The following is a 19,006-nucleotide window of genomic DNA, read 5'->3' as shown; positions in this document are numbered from 1 at the left end:
ATTGAGTTGTGTTTGTTTCTCAAGGAGAGAGGTGAAACGGATGGGTAAAATTATCGCGGTCACCAACCAGAAGGGCGGCGTAGGGAAAACAACAACGTCTGTCAACCTTAGCGCCTGCATGGCCCAGGAAGGAAAAAAAGTCCTGTTGGTGGATATTGACGCGCAGGGAAATGCAACAAGTGGTATTGGCATTGAGAAGGCAAATGTACGCTATTGTATATATGACGTTTTAATCAATGATATAAACACGATTGACGCTATTCTGCCTACAGAAACTGAAGGGCTTTTTGTTTTGCCAGCGACCATTCAACTGGCAGGGGCGGAAATTGAGCTTGTTCCTGTTTATTCACGGGAAAGGCGTTTAAAGCAGGCACTTGATCTTGTTAAAGACAAATACGATTACATTGTTATTGATTGTCCTCCTTCTCTCGGTATTTTAACGATTAATGCTTTGACTGCCGCAGACTCCGTGCTTATACCGATTCAGTGTGAATATTATGCGTTGGAAGGGCTGAGCCAGCTCCTTAATACGATTCGTCTTGTTCAAAAACAGCTCAATCGGAATCTTTATATCGAAGGTGTGCTGCTGACGATGCTGGACGCGCGGACAAATCTAGGCATTCAGGTTATTGACGAAGTGAAGAAGTACTTTCAGGAAAAGGTTTACGCTACGATAATTCCACGCAATGTTCGGTTAAGCGAGGCACCCAGTCACGGACAGTCTATTATTACGTATGATCGCCGTTCCAAAGGAGCCGAAGTATACAGCGATCTGGCCAGAGAGGTGATTGGTCTTGAATAAGCGGTTAGGCCGTGGGCTTGATGCATTAATTCCTTCACTGGAAGTAGATGAGAATGATCACATTTTGCAAGTAGAAATCAAAAACATCCGTCCCAATCCGTATCAGCCCCGTAAATTCTTTGAAGAAGAGGCATTGAAGGAGCTTGCAGAATCGATTAAAGAACATGGAATTATTCAACCGCTTGTTGCCAGAAAGAGCGTGAAAGGGTATGAATTGGTAGCCGGAGAAAGAAGGCTGCGCGCCGCTAAAATAGCCGGGCTGGATCATGTGCCTGTTGCTATTAAAGATTTCACCGACGAACAAGTGATGCAAATCGCCCTTATTGAAAACGTACAGCGTGAGAACCTAAATGCAATTGAAATTGCCCAGGCGTATCAAAAGCTAATGTCCGCTTTTTCACTAAAACAGGAAGAGCTCGCTAAAAAGGTAGGAAAAAGCCGCCCACACGTTGCGAATTTCTTGCGTTTGCTTCAGCTTCCGGAGGAGATTCAGGAACGTGTCTCGGAAGGCAGCCTTTCTATGGGGCATGCCCGTACGCTGCTCGGGATAGAGAGGGACAGCGTAAAAATAGAACTCGCAAAAGAAGTGGAGAAGAAATCGCTAAGTGCACGTGAACTAGAAGATATCGTGAAAAAAATGGAAGAAAAGAAAAATGTTTCACGTGAAACACGATTGGCCGTGAAACAAAATTTTGTAAAAGAACTTGAGGAAAGAATGCGTATGGCATTTGGAACATCGGTGAATATTAAACCGGGGAAAAGCAAAAATAAAGGAAAAATAGAAATCGCGTACTTCTCGGAAGATGATCTGGAACGCATTCTGGAAATTATTGAAAAAGGATAAAAGAACGGCAGTTAAATGCTTATGACCAAAGGCAACCTCACTAAAGGGTTGCCTTCACTGCTGCATAGGATAAATAGCTAAACAAAGGAGGGTGTAAACGTGCGGATAAATTATTTGGACAATGCTGCTTCCAGCTGGCCAAAGCCGCCGGAAGTAAGCCAGGCAGTTGCCCGGTGTATCGAGGAGTACGGAGCGAACCCGGGACGCGGAGGGCATGTGCTTTCTATGAGAGCAAGCAAAACAGTATATCAGGCGAGAGTGAAGCTTGCCCGCCTTTTTAATGTAAAAAACCCAAATGATATCTTTTTTACAACGAACGCCACCATGGCATTAAACCAGGCGATCAAAGGATTTCTAAAACCGGGCGATCATGTCATCACAACTTCTCTTGAGCACAATTCTGTGCGCCGTCCACTGGAATTTTTAAAAAAGAACGTCGGGGTACAGATAACGTACATAAAGCCGGAACAGCATACATTTCCGCAAGCATCGATTCAGGAAGCCATTCAGGAGAGGACAAAGCTCATTGTCGTAAGCCACGGCTCAAACCTGCTCGGGACTATCGCGCCTGTAGCTGAAATTGGAGAAATGGCACGCAAGCATAACATTGCCTTTCTCGTGGACGCTGCGCAAACCGCAGGTATCTTGCCGATCGACGTAGAAAAGATGAATATTCATATGCTGGCGTTTCCAGGCCATAAAGGGCTCTACGGTCCGCAGGGAACAGGAGGGCTGTATGTTCATCCTTCTATCGATTTGATTCCCTTGCTCCATGGCGGCACAGGCAGCCACTCGGAAGATATCGATCAACCCGCCACCCGTCCTGACCGGTATGAAAGCGGGACAGTGAATACACCGGGCATTGCAGGATTGTCGGCAGGGTTAGATTTTATCCTGGAGACAGGCCTGGAGAGAATCCGGGAGAAAGAATGGATGCTGACAAAGCATGCACTGCAAAAGCTCAAAGAAATAGAAGGGATTACTGTTTATGGTCCCGGTATTGATACCGAACGGCTTGCGGTGATTCCATTTACAATGAAAGGGATTGATGCTTCCGAACTCGCCTATATTTTAGACCGTGAATACAGCATTGCTGTGCGCGCCGGCTTTCACTGTACCCCTCTCGCCCATGAGACGGTGGGAACAAAGGAAACAGGAGCCGTGCGAATTAGCTTCGGCTATTTCAACGAAATAGAAGATATAAATAAGTTACTGGCTGCTTTAGTAGAAATACGGGAGGCTTTTGTCATCTAGAGGAGGAGAAAGTTCAGCAATGGTGTTAGTAGGAACAATCGTGAACGCAGTGGCAATCATTGTAGGGGCTCTCCTGGGTTCCCTGCTCTCAGGGATAAAGGATCAGGTAAGAACGACAGTAATGCAGGGTATCGCTCTCGCTGTATTCGTGCTTGGGATTGGCATGGGTTTAAAGTCCGGTAATTTTCTGCTTGTTATCTTTAGCCTTGTAGTAGGAAGTGTTCTTGGAGAATGGTGGGGGATTGAGGATAAACTTCACAGTGTCGGCCTTTGGCTTGAGAATAGAGTAGGCGGAAAAGGAAAGGGGAGTGTTGCTACCGCTTTTGTTACCGCGACGCTTGTATACTGCGTCGGAGCCATGGCGATTTTAGGGGCTCTTGACAGCGGGCTGCGAAATGACCACCAGGTATTATTCACGAAAGCGATGCTCGATGGATTTTCTGCCGTCATTTTTGCTTCGGCCCTGGGTGGAGGCGTGGCATTTTCGGCCGTGCCCGTTTTTCTTTACCAGTCGGCAATCGCTCTGAGCGCCAGCTACATCAACCAGCTGATGAGCAAGGAAATGCTCCTTCTCGTTGTGAATGAGCTTACGGCTACAGGCGGAATTATGATTATGGCGATTGCGGTTAATCTGTTGGAAATTAAGAAGGTTAGAACGGCTAATATGCTGCCCGCTCTTATCGTTGTTTGCGCGGCTGTACCTATTCTTCAGAAGTGGCCGGCTATTAAGGATTGGCTGCTCCAGTTAGTTTCGTAATAGTAAAGAGCATATGATACCCTGCTTATCTCAATGTAATGAATGAGCAGCGAATCATATGCTCTTCCTTTTATAAAGAAGCGGAACTTTATTATTCGGATGCGCTTTGAAAAAGAGAACTCGTTGAGAGTGAATTGTAGCGGTGAGGATATTCCCTGGATTGCGTGATGGCATGATTCAATGCGGAGGCAATGATTTCGCCCATCTTCATCACAATGCTTAACCGTGTGTTTTGTAAAACAAAGTATTCCATAAACCCGCCGATGTTTACGATTCCTGTAATATGGAATGTACCTACTTCCGGCAGCTGCTTTTTTACCCCGGCACCCGGCTTAATCGGGCCATGGGAAACGGTGATTTTTCCAACGCTGTTTAACTGGCCGAGACAGGCGTCAATCGCAATGATGAGGGGATTATGATGATTTGCTTTCACAAGGTCAATGGTTTCCTGCAGATTTACCGCATGCACCGGAGAATCAAGTGTACCATAAATCGTTGTATTGGAAGGATACATTCTCTCCAGGTTCGATCCGACAATCGGACCGAGTGCATCACCGGTTGAGCGATCCGTCCCAATGCAAAAAATAACAATATCAGAATAACCGCGGTATATTTTAAGGCGCTGCTGTAGATTCTGGCTTAACTGCTGGACGGCCTGCTCCTCTGAATGATCGATTCGAAAAGGATGGGGCGGATACATGTGTACCGTATTGCTATTGTTTATCATGCGTACCTCCCGTCAAAAAATAATGGTATTAGTATACGTAAATTTTTCCGAAAATATACTCCTTACATAGCTTATTCAGAGGATAAAAGAAAGGGACAAATTCTTAGAAATATAATTGGCGTTTTATTAGTGTTTATACCACTTACTAAATGGTATGACACTAACTGGGTGTATATTCTTCGGCGAGCGTGTTTTTGGATTCTCTTCTTAATCTTTGATATAGTTTATAGAGGGAAGAAGAAAGAAGTCTGAACGATGTGCAAATGAGGGGATGAATGTGTGCAGAATGATCTTAATTGCTTTTGACTCCACACAGCAGGCTTTGCGGGCTGAAATGCTCCTGGAATACGCGGATATTGAAATTGACACGCGCCCGACACCAAGAGAAATTACAGCGGGCTGTGCTCTGTCCATAGATGTACCCCGGGAAGACTTTTGGAAGGCAAACCGCATTATAAAGGATGAAAAAGTAGACATAAAAGGGTATTATCATAAAGTAAAAGAGACATATGTTACTTATCAAAGAGAAGAAAATTAGAGCCATAAAGAGAGGGCAACAGGGTGAGGAGGAATAAAAAAATTGAACATAGAAAAGTATTACGATAATTTTATATCCTATGTGACAGACATAGATAGATGGATTTTGTTCGGAGGAATTGTTTTAAAAATTATTCTCATTCTTATTGCAGCGAGAGTAGTCATTGGAGTCTCCAATGCTGCTATAAACAGGATATTTATGCGGCGTGAAGAGGGGCGTTTCCAGAGGCTTCGGATGGATCCAAGACGCAGCGAAACCATGCGCACGCTCACGAGTAATATTGCAAAATATACGATTTATTTTGTCGCTTTTTTCAATATCTTTCTCTTTTTTGGTTATAATCCGCAGCCCCTTCTTGCAAGTGCCGGAGTATTGGGTCTGGCCATTGGTTTTGGCGCACAAAATTTAGTCCGGGATATTATTACGGGATTTTTTATTATATTTGAGGATCAGTTTGCCGTAGGTGATGTAATAACCATTAATAATGTAACAGGAACAGTGCAGGAAATCGGGCTCCGTATTACCCGTATCAAAGTTTGGACAGGAGAAGTGCACATTATTCCTAACGGAAGCATTAAAGAAGTGACCAACTTATCGATTGAGAATTCTGTCGCTGTCGTAGATGTTAGTGTTTCCTATAACGAGGATATTAGCCGTGTTTTGGCTATGCTGGAAGAGGCGGCACCAAAATGGAAGGATGAGATGGAGGAAATTGTAGAGACACCTTCTGTACTTGGTGTTGAACAGTTTGGCCCATCTGACATTGTCATTCGTGTTATAGCAGAATGCCAGCCGCTCAAGCATATACCGGTTATGCGAAAGCTTCGCGCAGAAATCAAAGAAATGTTTGATAAAAAGGGAATCGAAATTCCTTATCCTCATATGGTAATGGTTTCACAGCAGGACGGCTTGAAAACAGACATTCAATCGGCGACTAAAGACGCTGAACAGGCGGGTGCAAAACAAAGTGACAACAAATAAGGGGGCTTGGACGTGGAGCGAAAAGAATTCGGGCTTGGCGATGTAGTGGAAATGAAAAAATCCCACCCCTGTGGCGCAAACGAGTGGAAAATTATACGCATGGGGATGGATATCCGGATTAAATGTATGGGGTGCGAGCACAGTGTATTAATCCCCCGGCAAAAAATTTGAGAAGAGAATCAAGAAAATTTTGCTTCAGGCAGAGCCAAAAGAATAAAATCCTTCTTTATGAAAAAAGGGTGCGGACAAAGAAGTTTCTTTTTGTCCGCACCCTTTTTGTGTTTTTTACTGCTGGGAAGAAGCCTTCTCAAAGGCCATAAGGAGAATCGGCTTCTCGAGCTCCTGGCTTAGCTGCCGTTCAAGGGATTGAAGCTTCTCCACCTCCTTTTCCGAGAGCGGAGCAGGGGGGTATTCGTTTAAATACTCATTTGGCATGGTCTTCACCTCCTGAAAGTAGTATCTCCATGCCGAAATATAATTACGGGATGTGCCATAAGATATAAAGTTTATGTATAAAGTTTGTAAAAATAAGATAAAGAATAAGCCAAGTTTATTGAAAAGTCCCTGTCCCGGTAGTAATATCGACCTGTATTACTATGGCGCACTTAGATCTTCAGGCATAGTAGAAGGAGCGGAAGACAATGGGATTTTTGAAAGCAGGGCATTCGATTTCTCGTAAAATATCTCTCGGATTTATTATTCCCTTTACCGCATTTTCTTTGTTTTTCAGCTTTATGCTTTATGCAACATCCACGTACATTATCAATAAGCAGGTGGCACCGGGATTTGAAAACATTTTAAAAGTTAGAATGGAAGGGCTGCAAACGATCGCAGGTCCGGTTATGGTCAATGGGGCTATACAAAACCCAAGGCAATATGAGCAGCTAGTAACCGTCCTCAATAATTACCAGAAAAGAGCGGGCGTTGAGAACGTATACGTACTTGCCAAAGAAAACGGCAAAGGATATCTTATCGCATTAAGTAATTCAAAAGAGCATAAAACCGCTTATCCTTTTACTAGGCAAATGGACGCCGCTTTGCAGGGATCGACGGAAATAAGCCAAATCTATGAGGATAAACGAGGCGTACATAAGACTATTTTTGCCCCTGTTCTCGGTACAAGCGCGATTCTTGCGATTGACATGGACGCCGAATTTATTAAAAAGCTGGAACAATTTATATTCGGCGGGTCGGTTTTTCTCATTTTTTTAAACATGGCGATTGGCTGGTTGATTTCTTCTTTTATCGCAAAAAAAATAACAAAGCCGATTGTTTCTTTAGCGGAGCATGCCAGGCAGCTAACGTCCGGTGATTTAACGAATGAAATTACAAATCCGGGCACAGATGAAATTGGGATGCTGGCCGGTGGGTTTGAACAGCTGAGACAAAAGCTTATCAACGTTATCCAGCAAATGAACCAGAGTTCTCATCTGGTCGGTAATGCCGGTAAAGAGTTATTGCTTGCTTCCCAGCAGGTGGCAGACGAATCAAAGCACATTTCGCTTGCTGCCTCGGAGGTGGCTGCCGGCCAGGAAAACAGGACAGGGTACATAAAAGAAGTATCCGATTTGTTCACGAAAACAGCAGAGGCTGTGGCTAAGGTGGATGGGAAAATAAAAGAAATCGCCTTATCCTCTGGACATTCGCGTGAATTATCGCAAAGAGGAAATGAGCAGGTAAAGGAAATTTCTACACAGATGGACAGAATTTTAAGCCGCGGCGCGGAAGCATCCGAGCAGCTGAAACAGCTCGGTGTTCGTTCTCAGGAAATCGCCGAGGTGATTCATATTATCAAACAAATTGCCTCGCAGATTAACCTTCTGTCACTCAATGCATCCATTGAGGCGGCAAGGGCCGGAGACGCGGGAAGAGGATTTGCTGTTGTTGCCCAGGAAATCCAGCGTTTAGCCGGACAGACGAATCATTCGGTTGGAAATATTATAGAAAGTGTTCAGGCTATACAACAAGCATCGAATAACGCAATTCAAAGCAATGAAGTAAGTTTTCAGGAAGTAGTGAGGGGATCTGAGCTCGTTGAAATCAACGGCCAGATTTTTGAAGAAATTTATCAGGCGGTATCCGATGTCGCAAGCGGAACAACAAGCATTGAAAAAGAAGCGGAGGGAATGACGGATCGAACAAACCAGGTTCTTGGCTCGATCCAGCAAATTACCGCCATCTCTGTACAGGAAGTAGCTTCTGTACAGGAAGTTTCCGTATCGGTCGCCCAGCAGAGCCACTCTATCGAGCAGTTAAAAACGTTAAGTGAGAACTTGAACCGCCTTTATGAGAACCTGGAATCTTCGATATTAGTATTTACGCTCCCCCAGGCGGAAAAGATGGATAGTACGAATGAGAACACCGTGTAGCCGCGGTGTTTTTTTATGGAAAATGAATTTATTTTTTCCGTGCTGCTTGTCATGCTATAATGGTGAAAGTGTTTTTGAAATTAATGTAAGGAGTGTTTACATATATGGCTAATTCTTGTGGAATTGTAGGGCTTCCAAACGTAGGGAAATCCACTCTTTTTAACGCGATTACCCAGGCGGGGGCTGAATCAGCGAACTATCCGTTCTGTACAATTGAACCAAATGTAGGGGTCGTAGAAGTCCCGGATTCCCGCCTGGATAAATTAACCGAACTTGTGGTGCCGAAAAAAACCGTACCGACCGCTTTCCAATTCGTTGATATTGCGGGCCTTGTACGTGGCGCCAGCAAGGGTGAAGGGCTCGGAAACCAGTTTCTTTCCCACATCCGTGAAGTCGATGCGATCGCCCATGTAGTGCGCTGCTTCGAAGATGAGAATATCACGCACGTAGAAGGAAAAATCGATCCGATTAACGACATTACAACAATTAACCTTGAATTGATTCTGGCAGATTTGGAATCTGTGGAACGCCGGATTGAGCGTCTCGGAAGAAAGGTGAAATCAGGGGACAAAGAAAGCAAGGCAGAATACGATGTTCTTCTTCGTGTAAAAGAAGCACTGGAAAATGAAAAACCCGCACGCAGCCTGGGGTTTTCAGAAGATGAATTAAAACTTGTAAAGCACTTCCATCTGCTTACGATGAAGCCGGTTTTATATGTTACAAACGTAAGCGAGGATGGAATTCATCAAGCGGAGAACGGGGAAAACCCGTACGTGGAGAAAGTAAAAGGGTTTGCGGCCGGAGAAGGTTCAAGCGTTGTCATTATCTCGGCCAAAGTAGAATCGGAAATCGCTGAAATGGATGCAGAAGATAAGGCCATGTTCCTTGAAGAGCTTGGGCTTGAAGAATCCGGACTCGATAAGCTCATCCGTGCAGCTTATTCGCTGCTTGGCCTTATCACATATTTTACAGCCGGTGTTCAGGAAGTGCGGGCGTGGACCATTCGCCGCGGCACAAAGGCGCCGCAGGCGGCGGCGGTTATTCATAATGATTTTGAGCGTGGATTTATCCGGGCTGAAGTCGTAGCCTACGATGATTTAGTTGAAGCGGGATCAATGGCAATCGCCAAAGAAAATGGAAAGTTTCGTCTGGAAGGTAAAGAGTATGTAGTGGCCGATGGAGACGTTATGCACTTCCGTTTTAATGTGTAAAATAATGGTAGACAACTTCAGTTTTTTAATGGTAATATTTGGTTGTAGCGAATGAACAAGTTCATTTCATTAAAAAGCTTGCGTTCAAATTAATTATTTAGTATTATTATGAAATGCGAGTTTATAAGTGTCATACGTGAGACGGGCTCGCTCCTTGCCCCACATGGGGCCGCTTAGACCAGAAGGAGGTGAAAGGTATGCGCAAATACGAAGTAATGTACATTTTACGCCCAGACCTTCAAGAAGAGGCTACTAAGGCCGATGTTGAACGTTTTTCTACTGTAATCACTGAGAACGGTGGAGAAATGGAAAAGGTTAACGAAGTGGGTAAGAAACGTTTGGCATATGAAATCGATGACCATCGCGAAGGTTTCTATGTACTGATGAATTTCCAATCCGAGCCGCAGGCTGTTAATGAGATGGAACGTCTGATGAAAATTAGCGACGATGTCATTCGTTACTTAGTTGTTCGTGAAGACGAAAAATAAGTCCGATTGATTGGGGAGGGGTTATCGTGCTTAATCGTGCGGTATTGTTAGGTCGTTTAACGAAAGATCCGGAGCTTCGCTATACACAGAGTGGGACAGCTGTTACTACTTTTACGCTGGCAATTGACCGTAGAGTACCGAACCAGCAGGGCGAGCGGGAAGCTGATTTTATTTCCATCGTAGTTTGGAGCAAATTAGCCGAGCTTTGCGCGCAGTACCTGAAGAAGGGACAGCAAGCTGCTGTGGAAGGGCGCATTCAAACTCGTAGTTACGATAATAAAGAAGGGCGCAAGGTATATGTAACGGAAATTGTCGCGGAAAATGTTCAGTTCCTCGGCGGTGGACAGGGACAAGGCCAGGGAGCCGGCGGACATTCCGGCGGATTTGAATCCCAGCAGCCATCTTCCTTCGGTGCCGGTGGCGGTGGACGCTCCCGTGATGCGTTTAATGATGACAACCCCTTTGCCAATGACCAGAAGCCGATTGATATTTCGGATGATGATTTACCATTTTAATTACGCTAACGGTATAAAAGGAGGGGACATTCATGGCACAACGTCGTGGACGCGGCAAACGCCGTAAAGTGTGTTACTTTACTTCCAATAAAATCACACACATTGACTATAAAGACATTGATTTGCTTAAGAAGTTCGTGAGCGAGCGCGGTAAGATTTTACCTCGCCGTGTAACAGGTACTTCTGCGAAATATCAACGTCAATTGACAGTTGCGATTAAACGCGCTCGTCAAATTGCTTTGTTACCATATGTAACTGAGTAATCGATTGGATAATAGGAAGAGATGGAAGGAATTTTCTTTCCATCTCTTTTTTCTTTAGATGAATGGAGATTCGTATTTGCCACTTTATCATTATTTATGATAAATTTAGTTAGATTTAAAGAGTTTGGACGTCTATTTTTTTCTTGTCTATTTATTTAGGAGAAATGAGGTAAATGCTCTTATGCAGAATCGAATAAGGGGAATGGTGGAAGGAGCATTCATGAGTGCAATTTTTCTTGTGCTTTTCCTGCTTGCCTTCTATACACCGCTGGGAGCCCTTGCGGTGTTCGCTCTGCCGGTTCCTTTTACGATATATGGGTACCGCCACAGTATAAGGCTTGGAATCATGGCCCTGGCCGTAGCTGTTCTGCTTGTTTTTATTTTTGCAAATATCACCGGACTGATAGTCGCCTTGCCAAGCGCGGTGCTTGGACTTGCTATGGGAGCCGGCTACCGCCTCCGGAAATCAATCAGGCAGGTTATTGTTAGAGGAACACTCGTGTCCCTTGTTTTTCTTTTTTTGAGTATTGGATTTTCTATTTACGTTTTCCATGTGAACCCGGTTGATGTAATTAATAAGATATTCGTAAGCGTAATTGGACAGGTGCAGTCACAGGTAGATGCGATGATACAACATCCGCCTGCCGGGCAGGGAAGTGCAGAGAGTGTCCAAAAGCTGGAGCAAACACGGCAGATGCTGAGTAAGGCAAAAGAGCAAGTCCCTTTAATGACGGCCGTCATTTTACCGGCATCGCTTATCCTTTCCGCTCTTGTTTCCGCTTTGTTAAACCATGCGATTTCCAGGCGTGTATTAAAAAGAATGGGTACGCAGATCGAGGCGCTGCCTGCTCTCCATCATTTGCGCTTTCCGCGTTCAATTTTGTATTATTATCTTATTGTACTTGTATTAGTAATGATTCCGGATGTTAGCCATTATCGATTCTTATATATGATTGCGATGAATGGCAATGTCCTGCTGCAAACCCTATTATTTATTCAGGGACTTGGGGTTATCGCCTACCTGATTCATGTGCGCGGGTGGAATAAAGCGCTGTTAATCGGGGCGGTAATTTTATTTCTTATTCCGTCGTTTACCTATATACTAATAATAGTCGGGATGGTGGATATAGGGTTTGATTTGCGGAGTCGATTTTTTCAAAAATAGGAGCTGAGTATATGCCCAAGTTCCTGATAAGGCGCTGGTTTGGAGCTCACATTTTCGTATCTTTTGCCTTTATGTTTCTGACAGCCGCACTGCTGGCTTTCTTCTTGCACTGGTCTTTTGCAGTTGCAGGCGTACTTGTTTTGTCTGTGGCCACATATTTAACGATTCGTAATGAACATCTGCTTCGTGATGAACTTGAAGCGTATGTCCAAACACTTACCCATCGGATTAAAAGAGCGAGCGATGAAGTAATCAATGAAATGCCGATCGGTATCATTCTTACGAATGAAGCAAAAACGATAGAATGGCACAATCCGTATCTTCAGACGATCACAAAGAGAGACAATCTCATTGGAGAGGGGCTGCTTGATGTATTCCCCCCTCTTGCTGATATTAAAGAGGATCAGCAAAAAGCTGAAATCACTTATAGAAAGCATATTTATGAGGTTGTTATCCGCCCGGAAGAGCGCTTGCTCTACCTCACCGATATAACGGCATACAAAGAACTCCAAATGCATTACAACCAGGAGAAACTTGTTCTTGCGATTGTCCATCTGGATAACCTTGATGAAATTGCCCAGGGCATGGACGAACAAAGCAGGAGCCTGCTTCTTACAAATGTAGCGGGAGCCATTACAAAATGGGCGAATGAATATGATATTTATTTGCGCCGTTTTACAGGAGACAAGTTTCTGGCTGTATTTGATCAGGGCACACTCCAGCAGCTTGAATCCAATCGTTTTGATATTCTCGACGTCGTGCGTGAGATGACGGGAAAAAACAAAGTTCCTCTTACATTGAGCATCGGTGTCGGTGCGGGCGTCGATTCCTTCATCGAACTTGGTGAAATGGCGCAATCGAGCTTGATATCACGCTTGGACGCGGTGGAGATCAGGCTGCCGTTAAGTTCAAAGAGAAGCTGACATTCTATGGAGGAAAGTCAAACGCCGTAGAGAAGCGGAATCGAGTGCGTGCCCGTGTAATCTCCCATGCGCTTCGCGATTTAATGCTTGAGAGTGATCAAGTCTTGATTATGGGGCATAAAATGCCGGATATGGATGCGATCGGTGCGGCTATCGGGGTACTGAAGGCTGTTCACGCCGCGGAAAAGCAAGGGTATATCGTGCTGGATGACAGCAACCCTGCAATCGAAAGGCTTATGCAGGAAGTGGAAGAGCATGAGTATTTAGGAGACTATTTCATTACAAGTGATGAGGCGACCCAGATGGTGACCCGCAGAACGCTGCTTGTAGTTGTGGATACTCACCGGCCTTCTATGGTGATTGAACCGCGCCTTTTGAACTTAACGAGCAAGGTTGTTCTTATCGACCACCACAGGCGCTCGGAAGAATTTATTGCCGATCCTGTGCTTATTTATCTTGAACCGTATGCTTCTTCTACGTCAGAACTCGTTACCGAACTTCTGCAGTATCAGGGGGATAATCTCTCGATGGACGTTCTGGAGGCAACCGCACTGTTGGCGGGAATCGTTGTTGACACAAAAAGCTTCGCGTTCCGTACCGGTTCACGGACATTTGAGGCTGCCTCCTTCTGCGAAGGAAGGGAGCGGATACGGCACTTGTGCAGATTTTGCTGAAAGAGGATCTGGCGCAGTATATTCGCCGTTCCGAAATTGTTCGCCACACCGAGATTATAGGGGGCTCGATAGCTGTAGCCGCAGGCCGTGAAAACGAACGGTACGGCCAGCTTCTCATCGCACAGGCGGCGGATACGCTTCTTACAATGGCAGAGATTGAGGCCTCGTTCGTTGTTTGTCGCAGACGGATGATGTGGTTGCGATAAGTGCCAGATCGCTCGGAGAATTTAACGTACAGATTATTATGGAAAAAATGGGCGGCGGCGGACACCTTAACAATGCTGCAACGCAGCTGAAAAATACGACGGTCGCTGAAGCGCTTGAACAGTTAAAAGAAGTATTGAAAAATTCCAGGGGAGGGAACTGAGATGAAAGTCATTTTTCAGCAAGATGTAAAAGGACAGGGTAAGAAAGGTGAAATCAAAGAAGTTTCCGAAGGATATGCCCGTAATTTTCTTTTGAAGAAAGGCCTTGCGAAAGTCGCGACAGAAGGAAATGTAAAAATGCAGTCCGCGCATGAACAGAGTGAGCAAAAACGCAAGGAGCAGGAGATTGAAGAGGCTAAGGCACTTGCAAAGGTGATGGAGGAAACCACCATCACGATTAAGGCAAAATCCGGTGAAGGCGGACGGCTGTTTGGCGGCGTAAGCTCTAAGCAAATCGCGGAAGAACTGAAAAAAGCGAATTTCAAGGTGGATAAGCGGAAAATTCAATTGCCTGACCCCATTCGCACACTCGGTTATACGAATGTACCGATTAAATTACATCAGGAAGTCACAGCGACGCTAAAGGTGCACGTCGTTGAAGAATAGAATTGAGGGATAGCTATGAGTGATATTTTCCTCGATCGAGTTCCACCCCAAAATGTCGAGGCCGAACAGGCCGTTTTGGGGGCTATTTTTTTAGAGCGGGAAGCATTGATTACAACGACGGATATTTTGACGCCTGAGGATTTTTATCGGACGTCCCACCAGCGTATTTTTCACGTTATGGTCGATCTGGGTGAGCGGGGTGAGCCGGTAGACCTTGTTACTGTGACGGCGGAGCTGGAGAATCGCAGGCAGCTGGAGGAAGTGGGCGGTGTATCATACCTGACCGACCTGGCAACCTCGGTGCCGACAGCCTCCAATGTGGAGTATTACGCCCGGATTGTCGAAGAGAAAGCGACGCTGCGCCGGCTTATTCGTGCAGCAACCAAAATTGCAGCGGACGGTTACACAGCGGGGGAAGACATTCCCGGTATTCTAAATGACGCGGAAAAAAGCATTATGCAGATTTCGCAGCGCCAGCGCACCTCGAGTTTCCAGCACATTAAAGACGTGTTGGTGGATACGTATGAACATATTGAAGCGCTGGCCTCCAACAAAGGGGAGATTACCGGGGTACCTACCGGGTATCCGGACCTCGACAAGATGACGGCCGGATTGAAGCCGTCTGAGCTCATTATTCTTGCCGCACGTCCGGCGGTAGGGAAAACAGCGTTTGCCTTGAATGTAGCCCAGAATGTGGCGGCTCGTGCCGGAGCGCCTGTTGCTATCTTCAGCCTGGAGATGTCGGCGACACAGCTTGTCCAGCGTATGATTTGTGCAGAAGGGAACATTGACGCCCAACGTATGCGGACAGGCTACTTTGCTGATGATGACTGGCACAAGCTGACGATGGCGATTGGAACGCTATCCAATGCACCGATTTATATTGATGATACGCCGGGAATTACGATTAGTGAGATTCGTTCGAAATGCCGTCGTCTGAAGACGGAAGCGGGTTTGGGTCTCATTATGATTGACTATCTGCAGCTCATCACAGGCCGCAAGGGGGGCGGGGATAACCGCCAACAGGAAATTTCGGAGATTTCCCGTACGCTTAAGCTGATTGCCCGTGAGCTTGAATGCCCGGTTATTGCGCTCTCGCAGCTCAGCCGTGCCGTAGAGTCGCGCCAGGACAAGCGCCCGATGCTTTCAGATATCAGAGAAAGCGGAAGCATTGAGCAGGATGCGGACATGGTAGCGTTCCTGTACCGCGATGATTACTACGATAAAGAGACCGAAAAAAAGAACATCATCGAAGTCATCATCGGGAAACAGCGGAGCGGCCCGACAGGCACTGTCGAACTGGCTTTTCTTAAGGAGTACAACAAGTTTGTGAGCCTAAGCCACCAGCAGGATCCATCGTAATGTATATTATTCGAATAAATCTCTATCCTACAGGATAGGGATTTTTTTATGAAAAAGCCGCATTCTCGAACAAACGATGTGTATACCAGTTAAATGTTCGTGTTTTTATTGACATAGCGAATTGCGGTTGCTACACTTAGTATGTTAAAAAAGTAGGAGGTGCCCAGCCGATGTCAACTGTAGTAGTAGTAGGATCCCAGTGGGGAGATGAAGGTAAAGGAAAGGTTACCGATTTTCTTGCGGAGAAGGCTGAAGTCGTAGCACGCTATCAGGGTGGAAACAATGCCGGTCATACGATCGTGTTTGGCGGGACAAAATATAAATTACATTTAATTCCTTCGGGGATTTTTTACAAAGAAAAAATATGCGTAATCGGGAATGGGATGGTTGTAGACCCGAAAGCACTTCTGACTGAACTTGATTATTTACATAGCCATAACGTAACGACAGATAACCTGCGCATTAGCGATCGTGTCCATCTTATTCTGCCGTATCACATTAGGTTGACAGTGCGGAAGAGGCGAAGAAGGGCGACAACAAGATTGGAACGACACTCAAAGGAATCGGTCCTGCTTACATGGACAAGGCAGCTCGTGTCGGTATCCGCATGGCTGACTTAATGGATAGAGATGAATTTGAGAAGAAGCTTCGCCGCAATGTGGAAGAAAAGAACCGCCTGTTAGAGAAGTTTTATGAAGCCGAAGGGGTAAATGTCGACGAAATTCTTGAGGAGTACCTCTCGTATGTCGAGCGCATCCGCCCTTATGTAACGGATACATCTGTTGTATTGAATGACGCGATTGACAGCGGGCGCCGGGTTCTTTTTGAAGGGGCGCAGGGGGTTATGCTTGATATCGATCAGGGAACTTACCCGTTCGTAACCTCTTCCAACCCGGTTGCCGGCGGTGTTTCTATCGGTTCAGGAGTAGGACCGACGAAAATCCACCACGTAGTAGGGGTAGCCAAAGCGTATACATCACGGGTGGGAGATGGCCCATTCCCGACAGAATTGCACGATGAGATCGGGCACCATATCCGTGAGACAGGAAAAGAATACGGAACAACAACCGGCCGCCCGCGCCGTGTAGGCTGGTTCGACAGCGTGGTTGTGCGCCATGCACGCCGTGTAAGCGGCATTACCGCTCTTTCTCTTAACTCGCTTGACGTATTAACAGGGCTGGAAACAGTGAAGATTTGTTCGGCTTACCGTTATCAGGGGGAAGTCATTGAACATTACCCTGCTAATCTAAACGTCCTGGCTGAGTGTGAACCGATTTATGAAGAGCTTCCAGGCTGGACGGAGGATATTACAGGTATCCGTTCACTCGACGGGCTCCCGGAAAATGCGCGCCACTATGTAGAGCGTGTAACGCAATTAACAGGCATTCCGCTATCCATGTTCTCTGTGGGACCAGACCGAAATCAGACGAATGTTGTACGCAGCGTATACGCACTGTAACATATAGGAAATAAAATGAAAGGTTCCTCTTCCTGCTCAGGAAGGGGGGCCTTCTTTGCTGCAGAGGTATAAAAACTTCCATTTCATTTAAAACTGTAAACATAAAGGGAGGGAATTATGCTAACTGAAAGAATGGCGTCATGGGCGAAGAGAAGAGTTGTACTCGGTATTCTAGTGGGTTTATTTGCTGTGAGTGGGGTAGCGGCCGCTGGTTACTTTCATCAATCTTATAATCAAACGGCCTACCATGTGTACATAAACAATAAAGAAATAGGCATCATACATAATCCGGATACGGTTCGTCAATGGCTTGCTAATAAAATGGACCGGGAAAGGAAGAAATTTCCCGGCCAGTCGCTGCAGCTTAATAAGAAGGTAACCTTTAAGAAGGCGGATGGGGACAGGGCAGCATACAACGAGGAAAAAACGCTGCAGCAGCTTGAGCGTGAAATCAGCATAAAATCGAGCGCAGCCAGGTTAGTCGTTGGCAAAAAAGTAATTGTGTACGGTAAAGATAAACAGTCGATTGAGCAGGCGCTGAAGCAACTAAAAGTAAGGCATGTAAAAGAGACGGTAAAGGTAGAGGCGGCTGTCGTCTCCCCTGCGGCTGTCTTTCCCGATGGGCAACTGGTAAACCTGCTGCGCAAGAGAGTAACGGCTTTGGCTGCTGAAGAAGCGATCAGTGTCATGAAAGGCAAGTCTTCCCGGGGTGACGGACAGTTTGAGATGCCGGCGGCCGGCCAATTAAGCTCCTATTTTGGAGAACGGTGGGGACGTTTGCATGCCGGCATCGACATTGCGGCTGCTGTTGATACGCCTGTCTATTCAGCGGACAATGGCCGGGTTATCTTTGCCGGGCAAAAGGCCGGATATGGAAACTGCATCATCGTTGACCATGGCAATGGCTATGAAACACTGTATGGGCACCTAAACGCTTTTGTTGCCTCAAACGGCGATATAGTAGAAAAAGGAGAGGAAATTGCAAAGACGGGGAATACGGGAAGATCCACCGGGCCACACCTCCACTTTGAAATTCGCAAAGACGGTGAACCGGTGAATCCGCTGTCCTATATACATTAAAGAAACGGTGAGAGGGTAGTCCTCCCACCGTTTTTTCTTTATACTTTGGTAAAGAGGTGGAGCAATGAAATATAAAATACTCGTAGTTGACGATGAACGGCCTATCGCCGATATATTGCAGTTTACCCTTGAGAAAGAAGGATACGAAGTCATTTGTGCCTATGACGGAGAAGAGGCAATCAAACTGGCGGAGAAACAATCGCCGGATTTAATCCTGCTTGATATTATGCTTCCGGGAAAAGACGGAATGGAGGTGTGCCGTACCATTCGAAACACTTCCGAAGTGCCGATTATTATGCTTACCGCCAAGGATAGCGAGCTGGACAAAGTGCTTGGGCTTGAACTTGGTGCGGATGATTACGTAACAAAACCGTTTAGCAGCCGGGAACTGGCCGCACGGGTAAAAGCCAACCTCCGCAGACAGAAGGTAAACCGTTCGGAAACAAGTACAGCAGTTTCGCCTTCCACACAGCTTGTTATCGGCCACCTGATTATCGATACACGTTCCTACAGCGTAGAAAAGAACGGGCAGCAGATTGATATTACGCATCGGGAATTTGCTTTATTGCATTACCTGGCCCAGCACCGGGGGCAGGTAATGACGCGTGACGACCTGCTCCAGGCGGTATGGGGATTTGATTATTTCGGCGACGCGCGTACCGTGGATGTTACAGTACGGCGCCTGCGGGAAAAAATTGAGGACGATCCGGGTGTACCCCAGTATATCATTACGCGCCGCGGCCTGGGATATGTCATGAAAAACCCGCTGGAGGAGTAAGAGA

The 19,006-nt window shown here is 46.0% G+C and carries 18 protein-coding genes and 3 pseudogenes; 19 read left to right on the top strand and 2 right to left on the bottom strand.

The window, feature by feature from the left end; translation table 11 throughout:
* Positions 1–40: 40 nt before the first annotated feature.
* From MBEAL2_RS16230 to MBEAL2_RS16215, 4 genes are all read left to right on the top strand, one after another.
* Entirely contained in the window at positions 41–802 is a 762-nt protein-coding gene (locus tag MBEAL2_RS16230; protein ID WP_047153316.1) for a ParA family protein, read from the top strand.
* A complete protein-coding gene (locus tag MBEAL2_RS16225; protein WP_047153315.1) occupies positions 795–1,646 on the top strand; it encodes a ParB/RepB/Spo0J family partition protein in 852 nt (283 codons plus the stop codon). Before MBEAL2_RS16230 ends, MBEAL2_RS16225 begins: the two co-directional genes overlap by 8 nt.
* A 99-nt stretch (positions 1,647–1,745) precedes the next feature.
* The gene (locus MBEAL2_RS16220) at positions 1,746–2,900 is read left to right on the top strand and encodes an aminotransferase class V-fold PLP-dependent enzyme (RefSeq protein WP_047153314.1); all 1,155 of its coding nucleotides are present in this window, start codon (positions 1,746–1,748) and stop codon (positions 2,898–2,900) included.
* 19 nt (positions 2,901–2,919) lie between these two features.
* Positions 2,920–3,657, top strand: coding sequence for a DUF554 domain-containing protein (locus MBEAL2_RS16215; RefSeq protein WP_047153313.1), 738 nt, complete (start codon positions 2,920–2,922; stop codon positions 3,655–3,657).
* Between the two features lie 91 nt (positions 3,658–3,748).
* Here the strand turns inward: MBEAL2_RS16215 and yyaC are convergent, their stop codons facing one another.
* Positions 3,749–4,384 carry a spore protease YyaC gene (yyaC, locus tag MBEAL2_RS16210; protein ID WP_047153312.1) on the bottom strand — a complete coding sequence of 212 codons (636 nt, stop codon included), beginning with the start codon at positions 4,382–4,384 and terminating at the stop codon, positions 3,749–3,751.
* A 286-nt stretch (positions 4,385–4,670) separates the two neighbouring features.
* Here yyaC and MBEAL2_RS16205 point away from each other — a divergent pair, with 286 nt between their 5' ends.
* The 3 genes and pseudogenes from MBEAL2_RS16205 (at position 4,671) to MBEAL2_RS16195 (ending at position 6,120) form a co-directional block, all read left to right on the top strand.
* A complete protein-coding gene (locus MBEAL2_RS16205) occupies positions 4,671–4,922 on the top strand; it encodes a putative Se/S carrier protein (RefSeq protein WP_047153311.1) in 252 nt (83 codons plus the stop codon).
* Between the two features lie 42 nt (positions 4,923–4,964).
* Positions 4,965–5,903 (top strand): mechanosensitive ion channel family protein, encoded by a 939-nt coding sequence (locus MBEAL2_RS16200; protein ID WP_236692910.1) that lies wholly within the window; start codon positions 4,965–4,967, stop codon positions 5,901–5,903.
* 12 nt (positions 5,904–5,915) lie between these two features.
* Positions 5,916–6,120 (top strand): annotated as a pseudogene (locus MBEAL2_RS16195) (DUF951 domain-containing protein).
* Positions 6,121–6,188: 68 nt separating this feature from the next.
* Here the strand turns inward: MBEAL2_RS16195 and MBEAL2_RS31820 are convergent.
* A complete protein-coding gene (locus tag MBEAL2_RS31820; RefSeq protein ID WP_161798221.1) occupies positions 6,189–6,338 on the bottom strand; it encodes a hypothetical protein in 150 nt (49 codons plus the stop codon).
* Between the two features lie 206 nt (positions 6,339–6,544).
* Between MBEAL2_RS31820 and MBEAL2_RS16190 the strand changes: the two genes are divergently transcribed.
* The 12 genes and pseudogenes from MBEAL2_RS16190 (at position 6,545) to yycF (ending at position 19,002) form a co-directional block, all read left to right on the top strand.
* Positions 6,545–8,272: a methyl-accepting chemotaxis protein gene (locus tag MBEAL2_RS16190; RefSeq protein ID WP_047153310.1), complete on the top strand. Its 1,728-nt coding sequence runs from the start codon at positions 6,545–6,547 to the stop codon at positions 8,270–8,272.
* Positions 8,273–8,376: 104 nt separating this feature from the next.
* Positions 8,377–9,483, top strand: a complete 1,107-nt coding sequence (gene ychF, locus MBEAL2_RS16185) for a redox-regulated ATPase YchF (protein ID WP_047153309.1) — start codon at positions 8,377–8,379, stop codon at positions 9,481–9,483.
* A 197-nt stretch (positions 9,484–9,680) separates the two neighbouring features.
* Positions 9,681–9,971 carry a 30S ribosomal protein S6 gene (gene rpsF / locus MBEAL2_RS16180; RefSeq protein ID WP_047153308.1) on the top strand — a complete coding sequence of 97 codons (291 nt, stop codon included), beginning with the start codon at positions 9,681–9,683 and terminating at the stop codon, positions 9,969–9,971.
* Positions 9,972–9,997: 26 nt separating this feature from the next.
* Positions 9,998–10,486, top strand: a complete 489-nt coding sequence (locus tag MBEAL2_RS16175) for a single-stranded DNA-binding protein (RefSeq protein ID WP_047153307.1) — start codon at positions 9,998–10,000, stop codon at positions 10,484–10,486.
* A 32-nt stretch (positions 10,487–10,518) separates the two neighbouring features.
* Positions 10,519–10,749: a 30S ribosomal protein S18 gene (gene rpsR, locus MBEAL2_RS16170; RefSeq protein WP_047153306.1), complete on the top strand. Its 231-nt coding sequence runs from the start codon at positions 10,519–10,521 to the stop codon at positions 10,747–10,749.
* Positions 10,750–10,969: 220 nt separating this feature from the next.
* On the top strand, positions 10,970–11,914 hold the full coding sequence (locus tag MBEAL2_RS16165) for a YybS family protein (RefSeq protein WP_161798220.1): 945 nt from the start codon (positions 10,970–10,972) through the stop codon (positions 11,912–11,914).
* Between the two features lie 11 nt (positions 11,915–11,925).
* Positions 11,926–13,878 (top strand): annotated as a pseudogene (locus tag MBEAL2_RS16160) (DHH family phosphoesterase).
* Between the two features lies 1 nt (position 13,879).
* Positions 13,880–14,323, top strand: a complete 444-nt coding sequence (gene rplI / locus MBEAL2_RS16155; protein WP_047153304.1) for a 50S ribosomal protein L9 — start codon at positions 13,880–13,882, stop codon at positions 14,321–14,323.
* A gap of 15 nt (positions 14,324–14,338) precedes the next feature.
* Positions 14,339–15,685, top strand: a complete 1,347-nt coding sequence (dnaB, locus tag MBEAL2_RS16150) for a replicative DNA helicase (RefSeq protein WP_047153303.1) — start codon at positions 14,339–14,341, stop codon at positions 15,683–15,685.
* A 170-nt stretch (positions 15,686–15,855) separates the two neighbouring features.
* Positions 15,856–17,144 (top strand): annotated as a pseudogene (locus tag MBEAL2_RS16145) (adenylosuccinate synthase).
* Between the two features lie 117 nt (positions 17,145–17,261).
* Positions 17,262–18,224 carry a M23 family metallopeptidase gene (locus MBEAL2_RS29360; protein ID WP_052947762.1) on the top strand — a complete coding sequence of 321 codons (963 nt, stop codon included), beginning with the start codon at positions 17,262–17,264 and terminating at the stop codon, positions 18,222–18,224.
* A 64-nt stretch (positions 18,225–18,288) separates the two neighbouring features.
* The gene (yycF, locus tag MBEAL2_RS16135) at positions 18,289–19,002 is read left to right on the top strand and encodes a response regulator YycF (RefSeq protein WP_047153302.1); all 714 of its coding nucleotides are present in this window, start codon (positions 18,289–18,291) and stop codon (positions 19,000–19,002) included.
* The last annotated feature ends 4 nt before the right edge of the window (positions 19,003–19,006 follow it).

Source organism: Aneurinibacillus tyrosinisolvens, assembly GCF_001015055.1.
Taxonomy (GTDB): Bacteria; Bacillota; Bacilli; order Aneurinibacillales; family Aneurinibacillaceae; genus Aneurinibacillus_A; species Aneurinibacillus_A tyrosinisolvens.
The sequence above is the reverse complement of the archived record's forward strand: the minus strand, read 5'-3'. Positions and strand labels throughout refer to the sequence as shown.

What these genes read in the sequence shown, in the direction of transcription:
- MBEAL2_RS16230 (WP_047153316.1), top strand. Translation starts at nt 41, where the DNA reads ATGGGTAAAATTATCGCGGTCACCAACCAGAAGGGCGGCGTAGGGAAA.
- MBEAL2_RS16215 (WP_047153313.1), top strand. Translation starts at nt 2,920, where the DNA reads ATGGTGTTAGTAGGAACAATCGTGAACGCAGTGGCAATCATTGTAGGG.
- yyaC (WP_047153312.1), bottom strand. Translation starts at nt 4,384, where the DNA reads ATGATAAACAATAGCAATACGGTACACATGTATCCGCCCCATCCTTTT.
- MBEAL2_RS16205 (WP_047153311.1), top strand. Translation starts at nt 4,671, where the DNA reads ATGATCTTAATTGCTTTTGACTCCACACAGCAGGCTTTGCGGGCTGAA.
- MBEAL2_RS31820 (WP_161798221.1), bottom strand. Translation starts at nt 6,338, where the DNA reads ATGCCAAATGAGTATTTAAACGAATACCCCCCTGCTCCGCTCTCGGAA.
- MBEAL2_RS16190 (WP_047153310.1), top strand. Translation starts at nt 6,545, where the DNA reads ATGGGATTTTTGAAAGCAGGGCATTCGATTTCTCGTAAAATATCTCTC.
- ychF (WP_047153309.1), top strand. Translation starts at nt 8,377, where the DNA reads ATGGCTAATTCTTGTGGAATTGTAGGGCTTCCAAACGTAGGGAAATCC.
- rpsF (WP_047153308.1), top strand. Translation starts at nt 9,681, where the DNA reads ATGCGCAAATACGAAGTAATGTACATTTTACGCCCAGACCTTCAAGAA.
- rpsR (WP_047153306.1), top strand. Translation starts at nt 10,519, where the DNA reads ATGGCACAACGTCGTGGACGCGGCAAACGCCGTAAAGTGTGTTACTTT.
- MBEAL2_RS16165 (WP_161798220.1), top strand. Translation starts at nt 10,970, where the DNA reads ATGAGTGCAATTTTTCTTGTGCTTTTCCTGCTTGCCTTCTATACACCG.
- rplI (WP_047153304.1), top strand. Translation starts at nt 13,880, where the DNA reads ATGAAAGTCATTTTTCAGCAAGATGTAAAAGGACAGGGTAAGAAAGGT.
- dnaB (WP_047153303.1), top strand. Translation starts at nt 14,339, where the DNA reads ATGAGTGATATTTTCCTCGATCGAGTTCCACCCCAAAATGTCGAGGCC.
- MBEAL2_RS29360 (WP_052947762.1), top strand. Translation starts at nt 17,262, where the DNA reads ATGCTAACTGAAAGAATGGCGTCATGGGCGAAGAGAAGAGTTGTACTC.
- yycF (WP_047153302.1), top strand. Translation starts at nt 18,289, where the DNA reads ATGAAATATAAAATACTCGTAGTTGACGATGAACGGCCTATCGCCGAT.